The sequence below is a fragment of the Acidobacteriota bacterium genome (assembly GCA_016712445.1).
In the GTDB taxonomy this organism is placed as follows: domain Bacteria; phylum Pseudomonadota; class Alphaproteobacteria; order Caulobacterales; family Hyphomonadaceae; genus Hyphomonas.
In genome coordinates this window covers 1-15,669 of sequence record JADJRB010000010.1, presented here as the reverse complement: position 1 = coordinate 15,669, position 15,669 = coordinate 1, and the positions used below count along the sequence as shown (strand labels likewise).

15 protein-coding genes and 3 pseudogenes are annotated in these 15,669 nt (G+C 64.1%); 7 read left to right on the top strand and 11 right to left on the bottom strand.

The genetic code is table 11. The features are described 5' to 3' along the window. From trbL to trbB, 6 genes and pseudogenes are all read right to left on the bottom strand, one after another. A pseudogene (trbL, locus tag IPK75_19135) lies at window positions 1-1,319 on the bottom strand (P-type conjugative transfer protein TrbL). Between the two features lie 6 nt (window positions 1,320-1,325). After that, window positions 1,326-2,045, bottom strand: a complete 720-nt coding sequence (trbJ, locus tag IPK75_19130; GenBank protein ID MBK8200465.1) for a P-type conjugative transfer protein TrbJ — start codon at window positions 2,043-2,045, stop codon at window positions 1,326-1,328. A gap of 8 nt (window positions 2,046-2,053) precedes the next feature. Then, window positions 2,054-4,525, bottom strand: a complete 2,472-nt coding sequence (locus IPK75_19125) for a conjugal transfer protein TrbE (GenBank protein ID MBK8200464.1) — start codon at window positions 4,523-4,525, stop codon at window positions 2,054-2,056. Then, on the bottom strand, window positions 4,519-4,773 hold the full coding sequence (locus IPK75_19120; protein MBK8200463.1) for a VirB3 family type IV secretion system protein: 255 nt from the start codon (window positions 4,771-4,773) through the stop codon (window positions 4,519-4,521). The genes IPK75_19125 and IPK75_19120 overlap by 7 nt, the downstream gene beginning before the upstream one ends. Then, window positions 4,773-5,105 carry a TrbC/VIRB2 family protein gene (locus tag IPK75_19115; GenBank protein MBK8200462.1) on the bottom strand — a complete coding sequence of 111 codons (333 nt, stop codon included), beginning with the start codon at window positions 5,103-5,105 and terminating at the stop codon, window positions 4,773-4,775. The genes IPK75_19120 and IPK75_19115 overlap by 1 nt, the downstream gene beginning before the upstream one ends. Continuing rightward, window positions 5,102-6,088, bottom strand: a complete 987-nt coding sequence (trbB, locus tag IPK75_19110) for a P-type conjugative transfer ATPase TrbB (GenBank protein ID MBK8200461.1) — start codon at window positions 6,086-6,088, stop codon at window positions 5,102-5,104. The genes IPK75_19115 and trbB overlap by 4 nt, the downstream gene beginning before the upstream one ends. A 282-nt stretch (window positions 6,089-6,370) precedes the next feature. On the opposite strand from trbB, the gene IPK75_19105 reads away from it, so the two are divergent. Next, on the top strand, window positions 6,371-7,219 hold the full coding sequence (locus tag IPK75_19105; protein ID MBK8200460.1) for a DUF2285 domain-containing protein: 849 nt from the start codon (window positions 6,371-6,373) through the stop codon (window positions 7,217-7,219). Between the two features lie 236 nt (window positions 7,220-7,455). Here the strand turns inward: IPK75_19105 and IPK75_19100 are convergent, their stop codons facing one another. After that, a complete protein-coding gene (locus IPK75_19100; GenBank protein ID MBK8200459.1) occupies window positions 7,456-7,863 on the bottom strand; it encodes a hypothetical protein in 408 nt (135 codons plus the stop codon). A 434-nt stretch (window positions 7,864-8,297) separates the two neighbouring features. On the opposite strand from IPK75_19100, the gene IPK75_19095 reads away from it, so the two are divergent. The 6 genes and pseudogenes from IPK75_19095 to IPK75_19070 all read left to right on the top strand — a co-directional run bounded on the left by IPK75_19095 (window position 8,298) and on the right by IPK75_19070 (window position 13,200). Continuing rightward, on the top strand, window positions 8,298-8,525 hold the full coding sequence (locus IPK75_19095) for a helix-turn-helix transcriptional regulator (protein MBK8200458.1): 228 nt from the start codon (window positions 8,298-8,300) through the stop codon (window positions 8,523-8,525). Then, on the top strand, window positions 8,525-9,814 hold the full coding sequence (locus tag IPK75_19090; protein ID MBK8200457.1) for a type II toxin-antitoxin system HipA family toxin: 1,290 nt from the start codon (window positions 8,525-8,527) through the stop codon (window positions 9,812-9,814). Before IPK75_19095 ends, IPK75_19090 begins: the two co-directional genes overlap by 1 nt. A 304-nt stretch (window positions 9,815-10,118) precedes the next feature. Continuing rightward, window positions 10,119-10,685 carry an antirestriction protein ArdA gene (locus tag IPK75_19085; protein ID MBK8200456.1) on the top strand — a complete coding sequence of 189 codons (567 nt, stop codon included), beginning with the start codon at window positions 10,119-10,121 and terminating at the stop codon, window positions 10,683-10,685. Between the two features lie 11 nt (window positions 10,686-10,696). Then, window positions 10,697-11,170, top strand: coding sequence for a hypothetical protein (locus tag IPK75_19080; protein MBK8200455.1), 474 nt, complete (start codon window positions 10,697-10,699; stop codon window positions 11,168-11,170). Further along, window positions 11,170-11,421: a hypothetical protein gene (locus IPK75_19075; protein ID MBK8200454.1), complete on the top strand. Its 252-nt coding sequence runs from the start codon at window positions 11,170-11,172 to the stop codon at window positions 11,419-11,421. The genes IPK75_19080 and IPK75_19075 overlap by 1 nt, the downstream gene beginning before the upstream one ends. A gap of 11 nt (window positions 11,422-11,432) precedes the next feature. Beyond that, a pseudogene (locus IPK75_19070) lies at window positions 11,433-13,200 on the top strand (ParB/RepB/Spo0J family partition protein). A 117-nt stretch (window positions 13,201-13,317) separates the two neighbouring features. Here the strand turns inward: IPK75_19070 and IPK75_19065 are convergent. The 4 genes and pseudogenes from IPK75_19065 to IPK75_19050 form a co-directional block, all read right to left on the bottom strand. Next, a complete protein-coding gene (locus IPK75_19065) occupies window positions 13,318-13,407 on the bottom strand; it encodes a hypothetical protein (protein MBK8200453.1) in 90 nt (29 codons plus the stop codon). 748 nt (window positions 13,408-14,155) lie between these two features. Beyond that, window positions 14,156-14,458 carry a copper-binding protein gene (locus tag IPK75_19060; GenBank protein MBK8200452.1) on the bottom strand — a complete coding sequence of 101 codons (303 nt, stop codon included), beginning with the start codon at window positions 14,456-14,458 and terminating at the stop codon, window positions 14,156-14,158. Next, window positions 14,418-14,573 carry a hypothetical protein gene (locus IPK75_19055; GenBank protein ID MBK8200451.1) on the bottom strand — a complete coding sequence of 52 codons (156 nt, stop codon included), beginning with the start codon at window positions 14,571-14,573 and terminating at the stop codon, window positions 14,418-14,420. Before IPK75_19055 ends, IPK75_19060 begins: the two co-directional genes overlap by 41 nt. Beyond that, a pseudogene (locus IPK75_19050) lies at window positions 14,570-15,669 on the bottom strand (efflux RND transporter permease subunit). The gene IPK75_19055 and the pseudogene IPK75_19050 overlap by 4 nt, the downstream one beginning before the upstream one ends.

The following is a 15,669-nucleotide window of genomic DNA, read 5'->3' as shown; positions in this document are numbered from 1 at the left end:
TTACTCGTCCTTGTCTTTCAGGGAGGGGGCCGCGCCGGTGGAGCCGCGATCACCGTCGCGCAGGCTGTGCATTGCGAGCTGGCGGGCCTCGCCGAGGCGCTGGGAGGCGCGCATGCCGCGCGCCCAGCCAGGGCTTTTCTCGGGCGTGGAGGAGGAGGGGCTCTCTGAAGGCGATGAGCTTGACCCGCCGGTGGATTCGAACGTGCCGCGCGCCGCGCCCCCCCCCCCCCCCCCCCCCCCCCCCCCCCCCCCGCCCCCGCGGCGACGGTGTCCCCGGCCGCCTGGGCGACGCCGCCAAGTCCCGCGGCCAAGCCAGCAGCGCCGGACTTTCCGGAAGCCGTTGATCCAAGATCGAACGCGGTGCGCGCACCGCCTGCCATCGAGGCGCCCGCCTTGACGGCGCTTGCCGCGCCGCCTGCGGCGGCGCCCAGCGCAGCCTTGGCGCCAAGGCCAGCCGCAACCGTGCCAGCTGCCACGCCTGCAGCGGCGCCGATCGCCGAGCCAGCACCGAGCTGAGGCGCGCCGGTGATGAGGCCCGACGCCATGCCGGGGCCGAACACGCCCATCCAGAGGAAGACGGTCGCGGCGAGCACGGTGCCCATGACTTCAGCGAGCGTGACGTCCTCAGTGCCGGCGAACGCCTCGGTGATGGTCGAGAACAGCGTCGAGCCGATGCCGATGATGATGGCCAGCACCATGAGCTTCAGGCCGGACGTGATTACATTGCCCAGCACGCGCTCGGCGAGGAACGAGGTCTTGTTCCAGAGCGCGAACGGCACGAGTACGAACCCAGCCAGCGTCGTTAGCTTGAACTCGAGGATTGCCACGAACAGCTGTACCGCGAGCACGAAGAAGGCGACGAGTATGGTCGCCCAGGCCACGAGAAGGACCATGATCAGGACGAAGTTCTCGAAGAAGGCGATCGGTCCCATCAGCTCGCCGGCCTCTTCCAGCAGCGGCAGCGCGGCGCCATACCCGACGCCCGCGATATAACCCGGTCGCATCAGGTCCCCGGCAGTGATCAGGCTCGAGCCTGCCTTCAGGCCGAGCCCGGCAAAGCTGTCGAAGATGATCTGCGAGAGCCCGGCGAAGTTGCCGAGCAGGAACGCGAAGAAGCCGACATAGAGGACTTTCTTGATCAGTCCCGCGATCACATCAGCGTTCTGTGAGAGGGCCCAGAACAGGCCCGCCAGCGTGATGTCGATGACGATCAGCGTGGAGGTAAGATACGCGACATCGCCCTGCAGGAGCCCGAACCCGCTATCGATGTAGCGGATGAAGGTCTCCAGGAACCGGTCGATGACGTCCATCTCTTCCATGGCGCGTTACTCTCCGGTCCCCAGGAAGCTTTGCAGGCGGGCACGGCCACGCTCCGCTTCCGCAAGCTTGCGGGCTTCTTCCAGCGCCTCGGCACGGTGCTGGGCGGCCAGCATCGCTTCGATCTGCATCAGCTGCTGCGCCGTCATCGCGGAGAGCTCATTGCCGGCCTGCGCGGCCTGCAGCGCGCCGACCGCGTCCTGGCTTTGGGTCACGAGGCTGCGGATCGCGCCCGCGTCGGTCTCGTTGTCTTCGAGCGCGGCGGCCGAGACCGTCAGCGTCTCGCGGAATGCGTCGCGGGACTGACGCCAGCGGGTGCGGGCATCCTCGACAAGCACCGCGTTCGGCGTCGCGGTCCCGTACGCCTCTGGATAGGCCGTCTCATAGTCGCGTTCGATTTCGTCGACCGAGTAGCCGATGCCCTGAGCGCGGCGCAGCAGGTCCTGGATGCGGAGGATCCGCTGGCCGATGATGCTTTCAGCGACGGAGACGGGGAGGGTTTCGAGATTGCGGGCCATGTTCTCCAGCATCTCGATCTCATGCGCGAGCTGCTGGACCTGGCCTTCGAGTTCCTGCAGCGCGCGGACAGCCTGCAGGATGTTCTGGGCATGGTTTGCGGGATCATAGACAGCCAACTGCGCCACGGCGGGCGGCGCGACGAGGCCAGTCACCGGCACGGCGACCAGTGGCAGCGTGGTGATCAGCAGGCAGGCAAGTCGGCGGCGCATGGGGCGGCTCATTCGGCAGCGAGGATCTGTGGACGGAAGGTTGGGCTTGGGGCGTGCTCGGCGGAGGAATAGCCCGGCCAGCGGGCGAGCAGGTCCGCCGCCCAGGCGAGGCCCTTTTCATGGAGCCAGGTCTGGGCAAAGCCTTCGCCCTCGGTTTCCGCCATGACACGGTCGAGCGTGGCCTGGTCTTCCGGCGTGCCGGCGGCCGCGAAAGCGAGCGCGACCGGGCCAAGGCTCAGGTCAAACTGGCGGGAGCCTTTCGGGGACTGGAAGTAGTAATCCCGCTTCGGCGTGGCCCGCGCGATGATCTCAATCTGGCGCGTGTTCAGCCCGAACCGTTCATAGGTCTCTCGCAGCGCCGGCTCCTGCGCGCGTTCATTCGCCAGGAATATCCGGGTCAGGCAGCTTTCCAGGATGGCCGGGGCGATCGCGCTTGCGCTGATGTCGGAAAGCGACTGCGTTGCAAACACGACCGCCACGTTCTTCTTGCGCAGGGTCTTGAGCCAGTCTCGCAGGCGTGCCGCAAAGACCGGCGCATCCAGGAACAGCCAGGCCTCATCCAGCATCAGCAGCGTAGGGCGCCCGTCAAAGCGCGCCTCGAGCCGGTGGAAGAGATAGGTGAGCACGGCTGTCGCCGCCGCGCCCTGCTGCATCAGCTCTTCCATTTCGAAGCAGGTGACGGAGGCGAGGGAGAGGTCTTCCTCGTCCCCGTCGAGCAGGTGGCCATGGGGCCCCGCCAGCGTGAAGGGATGCAGCGCGGTCCTGAGCGTGTCGTCCCGCAGCAGAAAGATAAGACCCGTCAGTGTACGTTCAGATTTCGGCGCTGATGCGAGCGAGGTGAGGCCCTGCCAGAGACGCGCCTTGAGTTCGGGCGTCAGGCTGACGCCCTCGCCAGCAATCAGGCCTGCCAGCCAGTCCGCTGCAAAACTCGCCTCTGCTGGTTGGTCGATGTCCTTCAGCGGCTGGAGCCGGGGGCGCCGGGCACCGCCGAGATCGAGATGCACGCCGCCCATGCCGAGGACGGCCGCCCGGGCAGAGCGTCCCTTGTCAAAGAGGAAGACCTGCGCGCCGGGATAGCGCTGCCATTGCAGCGCAAGCATCGAAAGCAGCACCGACTTGCCCGCGCCCGTTGGCCCGAGGATCAGCGTGTGGCCGACATCGCCGGCGTGAAGGTTCAGCCTGAAAGGGGTTGTGCCGTCGGTGCGCGCCTCGATGAGGGCCGGGGCGCCAAGATGCCGGTTTTTGCGCTCACCCGCCCAGACCGCCGAGAGCGGCACCATATGGGCGAGGTTCAGCGTGTTGAGGATGGGCTGGCGGATATTGGCATAGACATGTCCGGGCAGGCTCCCGAGCCAGGCATCGACCGCATTGAGGGATTCCCGGATCACCGTGAACCCCTTGCCATTGATGATGCGCTCGGCCTGCCGGGCACGTTCATCCGCCACAAGGGGATCGGTATCGGCGACCGTGATGGTCGTGGTCACGTAGCCATAGGCCACGAGATCAGAGCCAAGTTCCTGGAGCGCGGCGTCCGCATCGAGCGCCTTGTTGTCTGCGTCGCTATCGAGCAGCGCAGAGGGCTCGTTGAACATCGTCTCGCGCAGGACGGCGGCGACCGACTTGCGTTTGGAAAACCAGTGCCGGCGTTTCCGACCGAGGACTTTCTCGGCTTCCGCCTTGTCCATGGCGATGAACCGCGTCGCCCAGCGATAGGCAAAGCCCTGCCTGTTCAGCTCATCGAGGAGCCCCGGCACGGTCGATCCCGGAAAGCCGAGGATGGTCAGAACCCGCAGATGCGCGTCTCCGATCATCGGTTCGAGCCCGCCGGTGAAAGGCTCGTCTGCCAGGATCGCATCGAGGAAGACAGGGATCTCCGGGGCGGCCAGCTTGTGGCGCCGGCTCGAAATGCAGGCATGCAGATAAGTCAGTGTCTCCTCGTCCGAGAGCGGAGCGATTTCTGACAGCGCCGTCGACAGGAGATCAAAGGTGCGCTCGGCTTGCTGCTGGAAGACAAGGAGGCGTTCGCGCCAGCCTGCGCCATCGGGGCGCTCCGGCCGCTCGATCAGCGCCTTCTCTGCGCGGGCATTAGTGTCCGGCGGCGGCAGCCAGAGCAGGGTGAGATAATAAGCGCTCTCGAACCTTGATCCGGCTTCTTCGGCCGCTACCGCGCGCTCCTCGTCGATCAGCCAGGAGACGGGGTCGGAGAAGTCCGAGGACGGATAATCACCAGCTTCCTCGCGCACGGCTTCGAAGAAGAGCGCCCAGCCGGATCCGAACCGGCGGATCGCATTGTTGAGGCGCGCGGTGACAGCAACCAGTTCGGACTCGGTCGAGCTTTCGAGGTCAGGGCCGCGATAGCGGAATGTCGTCTGGAACGCGCCGTCCTTGTTGAGGACAACGCCTGGCGCCACCAGTGCCGCCCAGGGCAGGTAGTCGGCGAGCAGGCGCGGGGCAGCAGCGTATTCGCGCAGGTTCAGCATGAGAGATGTTCCTTGTGCCGGAGCGCGCGCATCAGCGTCGCCGTGAAGTCCGGGTCCCTGCGGGCGAGGAAGACGGCCGCTGAATGCCCGAGAAGCCAGATGAGAAGGCCGGGGATCCAGAGTTGCAGGCCAAGCCCCACAGCCGCCGCGAGCGTGCCGATCGAGATCGCGAGACCCCGCGGCGCGCCGGCCATCAGGACCGGCTCAGTCAGGGACCGGTGCAAAGGAACCTCGAACCCCTCGATCATCAGATCAGCGCCCCGCCGCCAAACGAGAAGAAGGTCAGGAAGAAGCTCGTCGCCGCAAACGCGATAGACAGGCCGAAGACGATCTGGATGAGCTTGCGGAAGCCGCCGGAGGTTTCGCCGAAGGCGAGCGTGAGGCCGGTGAGCGTGATGATGATCACCGCCACGATACGGGCGACCGGCCCTTCGATCGAGGAAAGGATCTGCGTGAGCGGTCCTTCCCAGGGCATGCCGGTTCCTGCAGCGTGCGCCGGCAGGGCAAGCCCAAGCGCAAGCGCGAGGCTGAGGGCCTGGATGCCCCTACGGGTCAGGAGTGGTAAACGGGAATTCGTCATGAGGCATCTCCTTGGCTGACGAGGGATAGGGAGCGGCAAAGCACAGGCTCGGTGCGGTAGCCCTCACCGGTGAATTCAAGGACGCGGACCGCGTCTTCGACGCGGCGCTGGCCGCCGGCGCGGCTCATGAACACGATGACGTCGACGGCTTCTGCAATCAGCTCAAACGGCGCGCGGGCGGTCGCTTCACTGACGAGCTGTTCGAGTCGGCTGAGCGCGCCGAGGGCGGAATTGGCATGCAGTGTTGTGAGGCCGCCCGGATGGCCCGTGTTCCAGGCCTTGAGAAGGTCAAGCGCTTCTGGCCCCCGGACTTCGCCGACAATGATCCGGTCTGGACGCAGGCGAAGCGTCGAGCGCACGAGGTCGCGCAGCGTCACGCGCGCATCTTGGGTTCGAAGGGCGACGAGATTTGCGGCGAGGCAGGTGAGCTCGCGCGTATCCTCGAGGATGACGATCCGTTCGCCGCAGAAGCCACCTTCGGCGAGCAGCGCATTGGCAAAGCTGGTCTTGCCCGAGGAGGTGCCGCCCGCGATGACGATATTGGCGCGCTCTGCGACAAGCGCCTTGAGCGCGCCCGCCAGCGCCGGGGACAGCGCGCCTTGCCGGACATAGTCCGCCAGCGAAAACGGCGTGCGGGCGAGTTTCCGGATCGAATAGCACGGCGCCGCGGACACTGGCGGCAGGACGCCTTCAAAGCGCTCGCCTGTCCCCGGAAGCTCGGCTGAGACAATTGAAGCGGTTGAGGATGTCCCCGCGGCAAGGCTGGACGCGACAAGCCGGATCACCCGTTCGCGGTCGCCGGCGGTGATCGTATTGCCGGTCGGGTTCAGTCCGCGTCCGGCCTCTTCGATCCAGACAGACCCGTCAGGATTGACCATGACTTCGATAGTTGTCTCCGCTTCGAGCGCAGTGCGCACCACAGGGCAGAAGGCTGTTCGCAGCATCGCGCTCAGCCGGCCCTCCGTGCTTTCTGTGTCGGTCATGTCCGTCATCGGTCTCAAAGCCTGGCTTCATCTCTCGTCGCAATTGTTCCGGAATTGGTCGCTTCAGGGGAGTTGGAGCGCGGGCCATTTTGTGCAGGCTGGCGCGATGCCCGGAACACGGGTGCAAAATGGCCGTCCTGGTAAATGCGGTTCCGGCTATCCGCGCGTTGACGGATCAGGTGTTACCAAATCAGCGCAGTCTATTAACACTTAGGGTTGCGAAATCATAAATCGTTTAAGTGGAACGACTCTTGCTGGGCTTGCACCGAGGAGGCAATGCCGATGAAGACCTTCACACTTGAATCCCCCGGCATGCTTGCCGGGTACGACTATCTCTCCCGGCTCTCCATGGATCGATGGGCCTGGGAATATCTGCGGCGCAATGACGAGTTCCGACGGGACGCGTCCGTGCGCGGCAAGGATGACATCTCAGAGCGCATGGCGCCCTGCGCGCCCATCCGTATACTGAAGGCGCGTAAGATTCAGACACTCGCTGAGCGCTGGGGGCTGGTCCTCATGCCGGATCCGAACAGGAATGGCTTTGACGCGGATGTCGTCTGGAACCGTGCTGCGTTCCCGGACCAGGTCGAAATCCATTGCAGCCCTCGTGGGCCGGATCAGACATGCGATATCTGGGAGCGTAGCATGCCGTTCTGCAAGATGACCCACATCACTGATCCGCAAGGCAGGGAGTTTCTGCTCACGCGCGGCAAAGGCTGCGTGGTGCAGGTCAGGTGCACAGGTATGTCGCTCATCGGGATCGAGCCTGTGCGCATGAAACTGACAATCTCCGACATCACAGCCTACGAGCGCAAGCTCAAGGTCCAGAAGGCGGCCCTCGAAATCTATGGCGACGGGCCTGATCTCTCCCAACCCCTCTGGACCAAGACGACCCAGATCCTGCGTGACGGTCTCGTCGCGCTCGATGGCATCGCCTGCGGCATGAACCGGCGCGAGATCGCAGAGACGATCTACGGCAGGGAAAAGGTCGCGGAGCAATGGAATGATGATCGGGGCTCGATGAAGGATACGCTCAAGTATCTGGTTCGGAAGGCTGAGGCTTTGAAGGACGGCGGATATTTGATGGAACTTCTTGGTGCGAACGTTGGCCCGCAGCGTATTCTGGCCTGAAAAAGTCCCAGCTTCTCCGCGGTCCGCCCGCGCAGGCGCGCGGGTCTGTCCGGCCTGACCGCCTGCCCGGCGAGGCTCACTGAGGATCCGGTTGTTCGTCTTGAGGCCCTGCGGCTGGGACTCGCCGGCGGACGCGCGCGCCGCGCACTTCCCACTGTCCGCAGGTGTCGTTGAGATTGAAGGTATCTGAGCGATTGCGGCCAGAGGGGTCGCGGGCGCTTGATCGGAAGCCGGGTTCAGGCGGCGCTGCGAACCTGCATTGTCCGCTGCATAATCCCTGCGCGGTCGTCGGCCTTGAACTGCATATCGAGCAGTCCGGAAAGCAGATCCTTGTCCTGCGGGATGATGGGGAGCGCGATGCGGGCTGCGCCGCGTGAAGCATGCCAGAGGCTTGCTTCTGCAATGAGTTCGCGCACGTCCGATTGCCAACTGGAAGTATGGACCACGAGAATGGCCGGGATCATGCCTGTTTCGCCATCCAGGCTCAGCCAGATCGCGCCTGCGAGTTGGTCGTCGCGGAGGCCGGCGAGGGTATGCACTCCAGCGTCACGTGCGGGCAAGGCGCCGAGCAGGTGCCCGGTCTCGCTCAGCCGGGAGAGCCCTGCCGCGTCGCTTTGACGGAAATCGCGAATGTGTAGCGCCATGACACATCCGTCATGGAAAGATTCGGGCAAGGCGCGCGAGTCCTTAGAGGCCGGTGCCGCAGCGTCGGGGCCATGGGAGCCCGTCAGGCCAAGATGCAAACCGAACGGCGCATGTTCAGCATGCTGTCGCGGGCGCGCCGCTTAGGGCCGACAGGCGACCGACCTTCTGTGGACAGGTTTATCCTTTAATAGCGGCTCATCGCAATTAAAGGATACGTCCGGGCGTCGAGGGCGCAGCGCTAGTGGGCCATCTGGCGCGCGAACGCCGTTTGCACCAGGTGGGCTCCACGCAAGGCCTGTTTCGCTCATATCTTACCGATCGGGAAGTATTGGTTCGTTTCGGCCGAGGATCAGTCTATTTCTTACCGATCGGGAAGAATTAGGCTTGTGGTAACGCTTCCCTGTCAATATCTTCCCGATCGGGAAGGTGATGCATGATAACAACGGCCAAAGAGTTCGGACAGCTGGTGGCGACAGCCCGCAAGGCGCTTGGCATCACGCAGCGCGAGCTTGCGCTCGCGGTCAATGTTGGCGAGAGGTTCATTGTTGAGCTTGAGGCGGGCAAGCCCACGGCGCAGCTTGGCAAGGCGCTCGCGGCGGCGCGCGCTGCAGGCGTGCGGCTGGAAGACGTGTCAGGCCTCACCGGCGCGCGTGACGCCTGATGCCAGATGTGTATGCAGACGGCGTCATTGCCGGGGCCATAGAGACCCGTCTGGGCGAAACGGCCTTCGTCTATGACGCAGCCTGGCTGAAAAGCCCGGCTCACTTTCCCCTGTCCCTGTCGATGCCGCTTTCAGCCCGGGAGTGGGGACCGGACGTCATTCTGCCCTGGCTCATGAACCTCCTGCCTGAAGGCGCGCCTCTTCGCGCCCTAACCCGTGCACTCGGGGCGTCTGCCGAAGATGTCCTGGCCCTCATCACCGCCTCGGGGGGAGATCTTGCCGGAGCGCTGTCGATCCGCGCGCCGGACGGCCTCGCCCGGAACGAGCCGATCCGGGACGAAGCCGCGCTTGAGCGTATCCTGAACGAATTGCCCGCAAAGCCCTTCCTCGTCGGCGACGCAGGCGTGGCCATGAGCCTTGCCGGCGCGCAGGAAAAACTTCCCGTCGTGTTCGAAAACGACGCCTTCGCGATCCCGGTTAATGGAGCTGCCTCGACCCATATCCTGAAGCCGGACAATGCAAATCTCCCCGGTAGCGTCCAGAACGAAGCGCTTTGCATGCAGCTCGCACGCCGCTGCGGGTTAAATGTCGCTGAGGCTACCACCGGGACTGCCGGCGATCGAAGCTATCTGCTCGTCACACGATACGACCGTGTACGGAATGAAGACGCGGTGCGCCGGATCCATCAGGAAGACTTCTGCCAGGCCCTCGGCCGTCCGCCCGGCGCCAAGTACGAACACAACCAAACCGGCATCCCGGGGCCGTCACTTGCCGAGATGTTTGCCCTCATCCGCGAACACATGACCGCCCGGGACACAAACCGGTTTCTCGACGCTGTCATCTTCAATATCGCCATCGGTAACGTCGACTCTCATGCGAAGAATTACTCGGTCCTGCTGCAAGCGGGCCGCGTCGAACTCGCGCCGCTCTATGATCTGATGTCGGGCCTTGCCTGGGCCAACATCACCGAGAACCACGCACAATCGGTAGGTGGTCAGAGGCGGGGCAGGTACATATTCAGGCGCCATTGGCAGCGTCTTGCAGAAGCGGCGGGCCTGTCTGCACCGGCGGTTCTGCGCCGCGTGGTCGCGCTCTGCGACAGGATCGCTGCTGAGCTTCAAGGTGCCCGGCAAGACGTGATCGCCATGCCGGCCGGAAAGGGCATGCTTCTGGATACCTTCTGCAACGAAATCGCTGCGCGCGTGACAACCGTCCGCTTCAATGCGGGCGCGGACGAACCGGACGACCTGTCCGATATGCCTGAAGGCGTTGACAGCCAGGGCGGCTGATCGACGCGCGAGCTGTCTGGCAGACCCCCGAGACCCTGTCAGGCGCCAGCGTGAGGCTTCGGCCTGCCCAGGTCTTCCTCTGCCTCAACGGATTTCCTCCACAGCCGGCGGTGGGCGGACGGCGCGTTTGCCAGAGCGCGGTCGTCGCGCAAGGGGGCGGGACTTGATCACCTTAAACCATCCGTAGGCGTCCTACCTACAGCTTCCCCTTGCGCGGCGCCCTTGTGCGCTCTGGCCAAGCGCCTTCTCGCCGCCCACCCCCGTCAGCGGAGGATCATCGCAGGTGCGGCGAGAGGAGACAGACATGATTGACCAACCCACGACCGTTGCACCCCTTGGAACTGCGGGTGCGCCAACCCTTCAGGATAGGCCACGCATCTACGTGGCGTGCCTTGCAGCTTACAACAACGGACGCCTGCACGGGCGTTGGATCGATGCCACAACGCCGGACGAAATCTGGCGCGACGTTTCGGCGATGCTGCGCGCCAGCCCGGAGCCAGATGCCGAAGAATGGGCGATCCACGATTATGAAGGCTTCGAAGGTGTGCACCTTTCCGAATACGCCTCTTTCGAGACCGTGTGCGAGCTGGCCGAGTTCATCGGCGAGTATGGCGAACTCGCTGCCCGCATCTATGGCCACTACGGCAGCGACCTTGAACAGGCACGTGCCGCGTTCGAGGACTATGCAGGCGAGTACCGCAGCGCCGCCGACTTCGCCGACGAGCTTCACACCGAACTCGGCACCGCGATTCCCGAGAGCCTCAGCTACTATATCGACTGGCAGGCACTCGCCCGCGACATGGCGCTGAACGGCGAGATCATGGTGTTCCAGACGGGCTTCGACGAAGTCCACGTCTTCTGGTCGCGGTGAGGGAGGGCGCAGTGATGTTCACCGACCGCTTCTCATCTTTTATCTGCCCCGGCGATGTCATTACCTGCGAAGCCGGGCCGTTCACCGTCTTGGCGCAGGTTGTGCCTGACGATTGTCCGGACGCACCAGATCAGCGCCAGGACGGTTTCTGGCCCTCGCTCTATGCGAACGCTCCGGGGTTCATCGGACCGGGCAATGGGTTGCGGCAGCGGTTCGCCGAGGCGCAGGCTAGGGCCGAAGCCGTGATGGAAGGCTGGCGCAAGGGCGACTGGTTCTATTGCGGGATCGTGCTCAGCGTATCGCTCGACGGCGTAGACCTCGCGCCGCATGCGGCGAGCCTATGGGGCATCGAGGCTAATTATCCGGGGACGAATAACAGCTACCCCAACAAGGTCGCGAACGAACTGCTCCCGGAGGCCATCGCTGTGGCCCGGGAAACGCTCGCGCGGCTCGCCCGCCATGCCGACACTCTGGAGCGCGCGTGATGCCGGACATCTTCGAACATTTGCTCGGCCCGCGCCCGTCGCTGGCGCTCGACATCGAGCAGGGCTTTGTCACGGCCATCTGGGTTGAGGGTCGCTGCCCGAACGTGAGGATCCGGGATTTCGATCTCGGCGCCAGCGCAGCGGATGCTTCGCTCGATTACTTCGGCGCGCCTTTCGTGCCGATCAACTGGCACCTGCCGCCGTGGCGGCTGGGCCTTGCCCTTGCGCCCCCACACCTGTTTCCATTCTGAGGAGTTACCCCATGTCACAACCTGATCTGATCCATATCGAGCTCAGCAAGCTCAGCATTTCCAAACTCAACATGCGCCATGGCCGCAAGGCGCCGGATGTCTCCGACATCCTGCCGTCCATCCGTGAGAAGGGTGTCCGCCAGACACTGCTCGTCCGGCGGGAAGGTGAAGGCTATGGCGTCGTCGCCGGACGGCGCCGGTTCTTGCGCTCCAGCAGATCGCCAAGGAGAGCGGCAGCGATCCGCTGGTGCCCTGCGCCGTGATGCAGGAAGAGGACGCGGCCTCTGCGATTGAAGCCTCGATCATCGAGAATGTGGCCCGCCTGCCTGCCACGGAAATGGAGCAGTTCGCGGCCTTCCGGAAACTGCATGAGGAAGCCAGAGCGGTGGCGGACATCGCGGGCTTCTTCGGTGTCACCGAACTGCACGTGCGCCGGGTGCTGGCGCTGGCCGCGCTCAGCGCTCCGATCCGCAAGCTCTATGCGGAGGAAGACATTGACGGCGAAACCGTCCGGGCACTGACACTGGCCACGCCCGCCCAGCAGGCGGATTGGCTGAAGCTCTGGAACAGCGAGACCGAGCGCGCCCCGATGGGCCGGGCCTGCCGCGCCTGGGTGACCGGCGGGAGTGCAATCACCACCGACAAGGCGCTGTTCGACCTAGACGGTTACACCGGCGCGGTGACAGCGGACCTGTTCGGTGAGGCGGCCGTCTTTGCTGATGCCGCCGCGTTCTGGGGGGCTCAGGACGCCGCGATCACCGAGCGAGCCGAAGGCTACCGGCAGCGCGGCTGGACTGGCGTGGTCCTTCTGGAACGGGGCGTCTGGTTCCAGTGCTGGGAATACGTCCAGACGACCAAGAAGCAGGGCGGCAAGATCATTATCGAGCAGCGCCATGACGGGACCGTGACCTTCCATGAAGGTTGGCTCAAAGCGGCTGAGGCGCGCAAGTCCAGGACGGCCACGGCCAGTGGCGAAGCGGCGCCGAAAACCGAAACGCGGCCCGAAATGTCGGGTCCGATGGCGGACTATATCGGCTTGCACAGGCACGCCGCCGCGCAGGCAAGCCTGATCAGAAATCCGGCCATCGCAATGCGTTTGATGGCGGCGCATGCACTGTGCGGCTCATCACTCTGGAACGTGCGCCTGCATTCGCCGGGCGCAGTGAAGGAAGCGACGCTTTCGAGCGTCGAGGCGGGTCTGCTGTCGCCGAACTTGTCACCGCGCGGGAGGGCGTGGAGACCCTGTTCGAGGCGCTCAGTGCGCCGGTGCCGCGCCGTAGCGGCGATGCTTATCATCTATGCGAGACTTACGCCGCGTTGCTGGCGATGTCTGATGCCGAAGTGATGCAAGTGATGGCGCTGGCGATGGCCGAGACGCTTGAGTCCGGCGGGCCCACTGTCGAGGCCGTGCTGCAGACTTGCAGCACTGACCCGGCAGAGTTCTGGAAACCTGACGAGGCGTTCTTTGACCTGCTGCGCGACAAGCGCGTAATCAACGCTTTTATCGCAGACGCCGTTTCGCCAGAGACTGCGCGCGAGGCAGAGGGCGCCACTGCCAAGGCGCAGAAGGCGCAGCTGGCAGAAGCGCTCGTTGCCCGCGAGACCTCGCTCGACAGCGCATGGATGCCGGGTTGGATGCAGGTGCCACCCACTCGCCATATCTCGCGCGCAGCCAGTCCGCCCGCTGATGCCTGGGACCGGATCGCCGGACTGTTCGAGACTGATGGTGGGCACGAATCCGGCGCCGAGCGATCGAATTGCAAAGCCACAGCTGCCTGAGTTCTTCGTCTCCTCTCAGGCTGCATGGAGCCGCCCGGTGCGTGCCGTCGGGCGGCTTTTTTGCGCGAAGGTCTCTGTGTTCTGCCTAAGGACGATCAGATGCTCCGGGTGTCGCCTTTAAAGGTCGCTTCCGCCCCACAAGACCGCAAATTCCTCACAATGGACAAGTACGCTTTTGAACTTCGAGAGGTCAGTCCCCACCGGGATCTCGTACTCCTGCGTACCTTTGGTTTTCTCTTCAGTACGCCTACATTAACGGCGCCCGTGGCAGCCGTCTTACCGGTTACTTGGGACATTGACTGAGGCGAGAGAAAAACTTTGAGGTCTGGCCCGTTTGCCGCGCGGAATGTGTCGTCAAACACGATAAAAGACTTGCCGTCCCGTTTCACAACAGACCAACCGCCGGAGAGCGCTTTCGATACTTTCGTGAACGTTCCTTCAGGTGATGCAGCCTGCGCATACGCTGCAGGCGAAGTAAGAAAGATAACCGGCGCCGCGGTGGCGATCACGACGCGAGCGCGATCAAGTTAGGGTCTCATGTCGTGTTTCCTTGGAGGTTGAGGATCGAGCACCTTTATCAGTCTGGCAGCGCGGGCCTGGATTCACGAATCGCACGGTCGAGAGAGCTCCAGTTGGGCGATGACTCTGGCATTTGCAGATCGCGCCCCGGCTTCATGGCTGCGCTCGCAAAGTGAAACGCTGCTTAGAACCAACTCGACCAGATTCCGTTGGTAGATGAAGGAACGCCAAATCGGCGCCGGACTCACCGAAGCGCCGGCGCGGTCGGCGGACCGCAACGTCGAAGCCAGCTTGCTTCCGCATGAGAATGTCTCTCAGGCACTCGCAGATCGAAATATCCGAGGGCTCATCAAACTGGTGGCGGACAAGTCAAATCCGCCCGTGTCCAATCCCCTCATTCAGGCTGCCCGGACGTGCGATTTTGGTGTCCAGGCAATCAGCGCCCTCGGTCCCCGTGTTGCAGATCGACACGATACGGTAGGCTCCGTCGCGGCCTTGTTTGACCTCGGAACGCGACGGTGTCGCCTTCGGAAAATCCAGTGAGGTCGACATCACCTGCGATATCGAAACCAAGAGTCATCGCGCCCATGCCAACGCCGTCAATGGGGCCGTGATCGATGGTCAGGAAGTCCGATTGGCCCGCCACGGATTTGATCGTGCCCGTCGCACGGCCGATCCGCTCGCCGGCGCTGGACAAGTCAGAACTGGCCATCTCCGTCGGCGCGGTCTCGGCCGCCATCTCCATCGGCGCCTCCGCTGCCATTGTTTCGGCCGGGCGGGCTTCCTGGAGGGTTGCCGCAGGCGGCGAGGCTGAGTGCGGCGAGGCTCGCGGTGATCAGGTTCCGGGTGTTCATGTCAGGTCTCCTTTTGTTTCAGTTAGGTCAAGGTGGGCGTCATCCGTGCTGGCTCCGGCAGCGCGCGGAAAGCTGGAACCCGGTCCGATATAGTAGATCGCCGGGATGACGATCAGGTGAGGATAAGGGTGAGGCCATGCCGCCCAGCATCGGCAGGGCAATCCGGCGCATGACGTCTGAACCCAGCCCTTCGGTCAGGAAGACCGGGGCGAGCCCTACCAGCAGCGTAAATACGGTCATCAGCTTCGGCCGGACGCGCATGGCAGCGCCGCGGGCTGATGGCGGCAAAGAGGTCGGCATGTGCCGGGGCTGGGCCTCGGCGCACTTCGCCGTCGATATAGAGCAGCATGATCACGGCGGTTTCTGCTGATGCCGCCGAGAGCGATGAACCCGACGGCCACGGCGATGAGAGGTTGGTAGCCTGCGATCCAGACCGCCCATATGCCGCCGATCAGACCGAAGGGCAGGCTTGCCATGATGATCAGTATCCGGTCGAGCCGCCCGAAAATGCAGCATCAGGAGCAGGAAGATCATGCGACTGCGGCCGGGATCGCGATAGCGAGCCGGGCATCATTTCTGCAAGCTGTTCGTACTGGCCAGAGAAGGTCACGGCATAACCGGCGGCAACTTCGACGGCTGCGGCGATTGGCTTCGCGCGCCTCCTCGACATAGCCGCCCATGTCGCGCCCGGTTATATCAACGAACACCCAGCCGGTCAGGCGGGCATTCTCGAGCGGATCATTGGCGGGGCCTTTCAGCGTAAGTGATCGCGTGGCCAGGTCGCCGAGCGGGATGCGCGCCGGTTGGTGCTGGCAACGAGGATCGCTTCCAAGATCGCCGGCGTCTTCGCGGGAAAGGCCGGTCATAGCGCAGGATGATGTCATAGTGTTCCCCGGCCCTCGACGGACTGGGCGAGCCGCATGCCGCCGAGGGCGCTTTTGCACGACCGTCTGGAAAGGTGCCCATGTCGATATTGCGCCGGGCGAGTTCGTTTGTCGGGCGATCTCGAGAAATTTGCCCGCCGAGCACCCGGTCGGCAAAGGCTGACCGCGTGCCGGGCAGTTTCCGAAACTACGGCTTCGATCGCGGGCGATGC

Excerpts from the sequence above, each read along its gene's own strand:
- trbJ (MBK8200465.1), bottom strand. The coding sequence starts at position 2,045 with ATGCGCCGCCGACTTGCCTGCCTGCTGATCACCACGCTGCCACTGGTC.
- IPK75_19125 (MBK8200464.1), bottom strand. The coding sequence starts at position 4,525 with ATGCTGAACCTGCGCGAATACGCTGCTGCCCCGCGCCTGCTCGCCGAC.
- IPK75_19120 (MBK8200463.1), bottom strand. The coding sequence starts at position 4,773 with ATGATCGAGGGGTTCGAGGTTCCTTTGCACCGGTCCCTGACTGAGCCG.
- IPK75_19115 (MBK8200462.1), bottom strand. The coding sequence starts at position 5,105 with ATGACGAATTCCCGTTTACCACTCCTGACCCGTAGGGGCATCCAGGCC.
- trbB (MBK8200461.1), bottom strand. The coding sequence starts at position 6,088 with ATGACCGACACAGAAAGCACGGAGGGCCGGCTGAGCGCGATGCTGCGA.
- IPK75_19105 (MBK8200460.1), top strand. The coding sequence starts at position 6,371 with ATGAAGACCTTCACACTTGAATCCCCCGGCATGCTTGCCGGGTACGAC.
- IPK75_19100 (MBK8200459.1), bottom strand. The coding sequence starts at position 7,863 with ATGGCGCTACACATTCGCGATTTCCGTCAAAGCGACGCGGCAGGGCTC.
- IPK75_19095 (MBK8200458.1), top strand. The coding sequence starts at position 8,298 with ATGATAACAACGGCCAAAGAGTTCGGACAGCTGGTGGCGACAGCCCGC.
- IPK75_19090 (MBK8200457.1), top strand. The coding sequence starts at position 8,525 with ATGCCAGATGTGTATGCAGACGGCGTCATTGCCGGGGCCATAGAGACC.
- IPK75_19085 (MBK8200456.1), top strand. The coding sequence starts at position 10,119 with ATGATTGACCAACCCACGACCGTTGCACCCCTTGGAACTGCGGGTGCG.
- IPK75_19075 (MBK8200454.1), top strand. The coding sequence starts at position 11,170 with ATGCCGGACATCTTCGAACATTTGCTCGGCCCGCGCCCGTCGCTGGCG.
- IPK75_19060 (MBK8200452.1), bottom strand. The coding sequence starts at position 14,458 with ATGGCGGCCGAGACCGCGCCGACGGAGATGGCCAGTTCTGACTTGTCC.
- IPK75_19055 (MBK8200451.1), bottom strand. The coding sequence starts at position 14,573 with ATGAACACCCGGAACCTGATCACCGCGAGCCTCGCCGCACTCAGCCTC.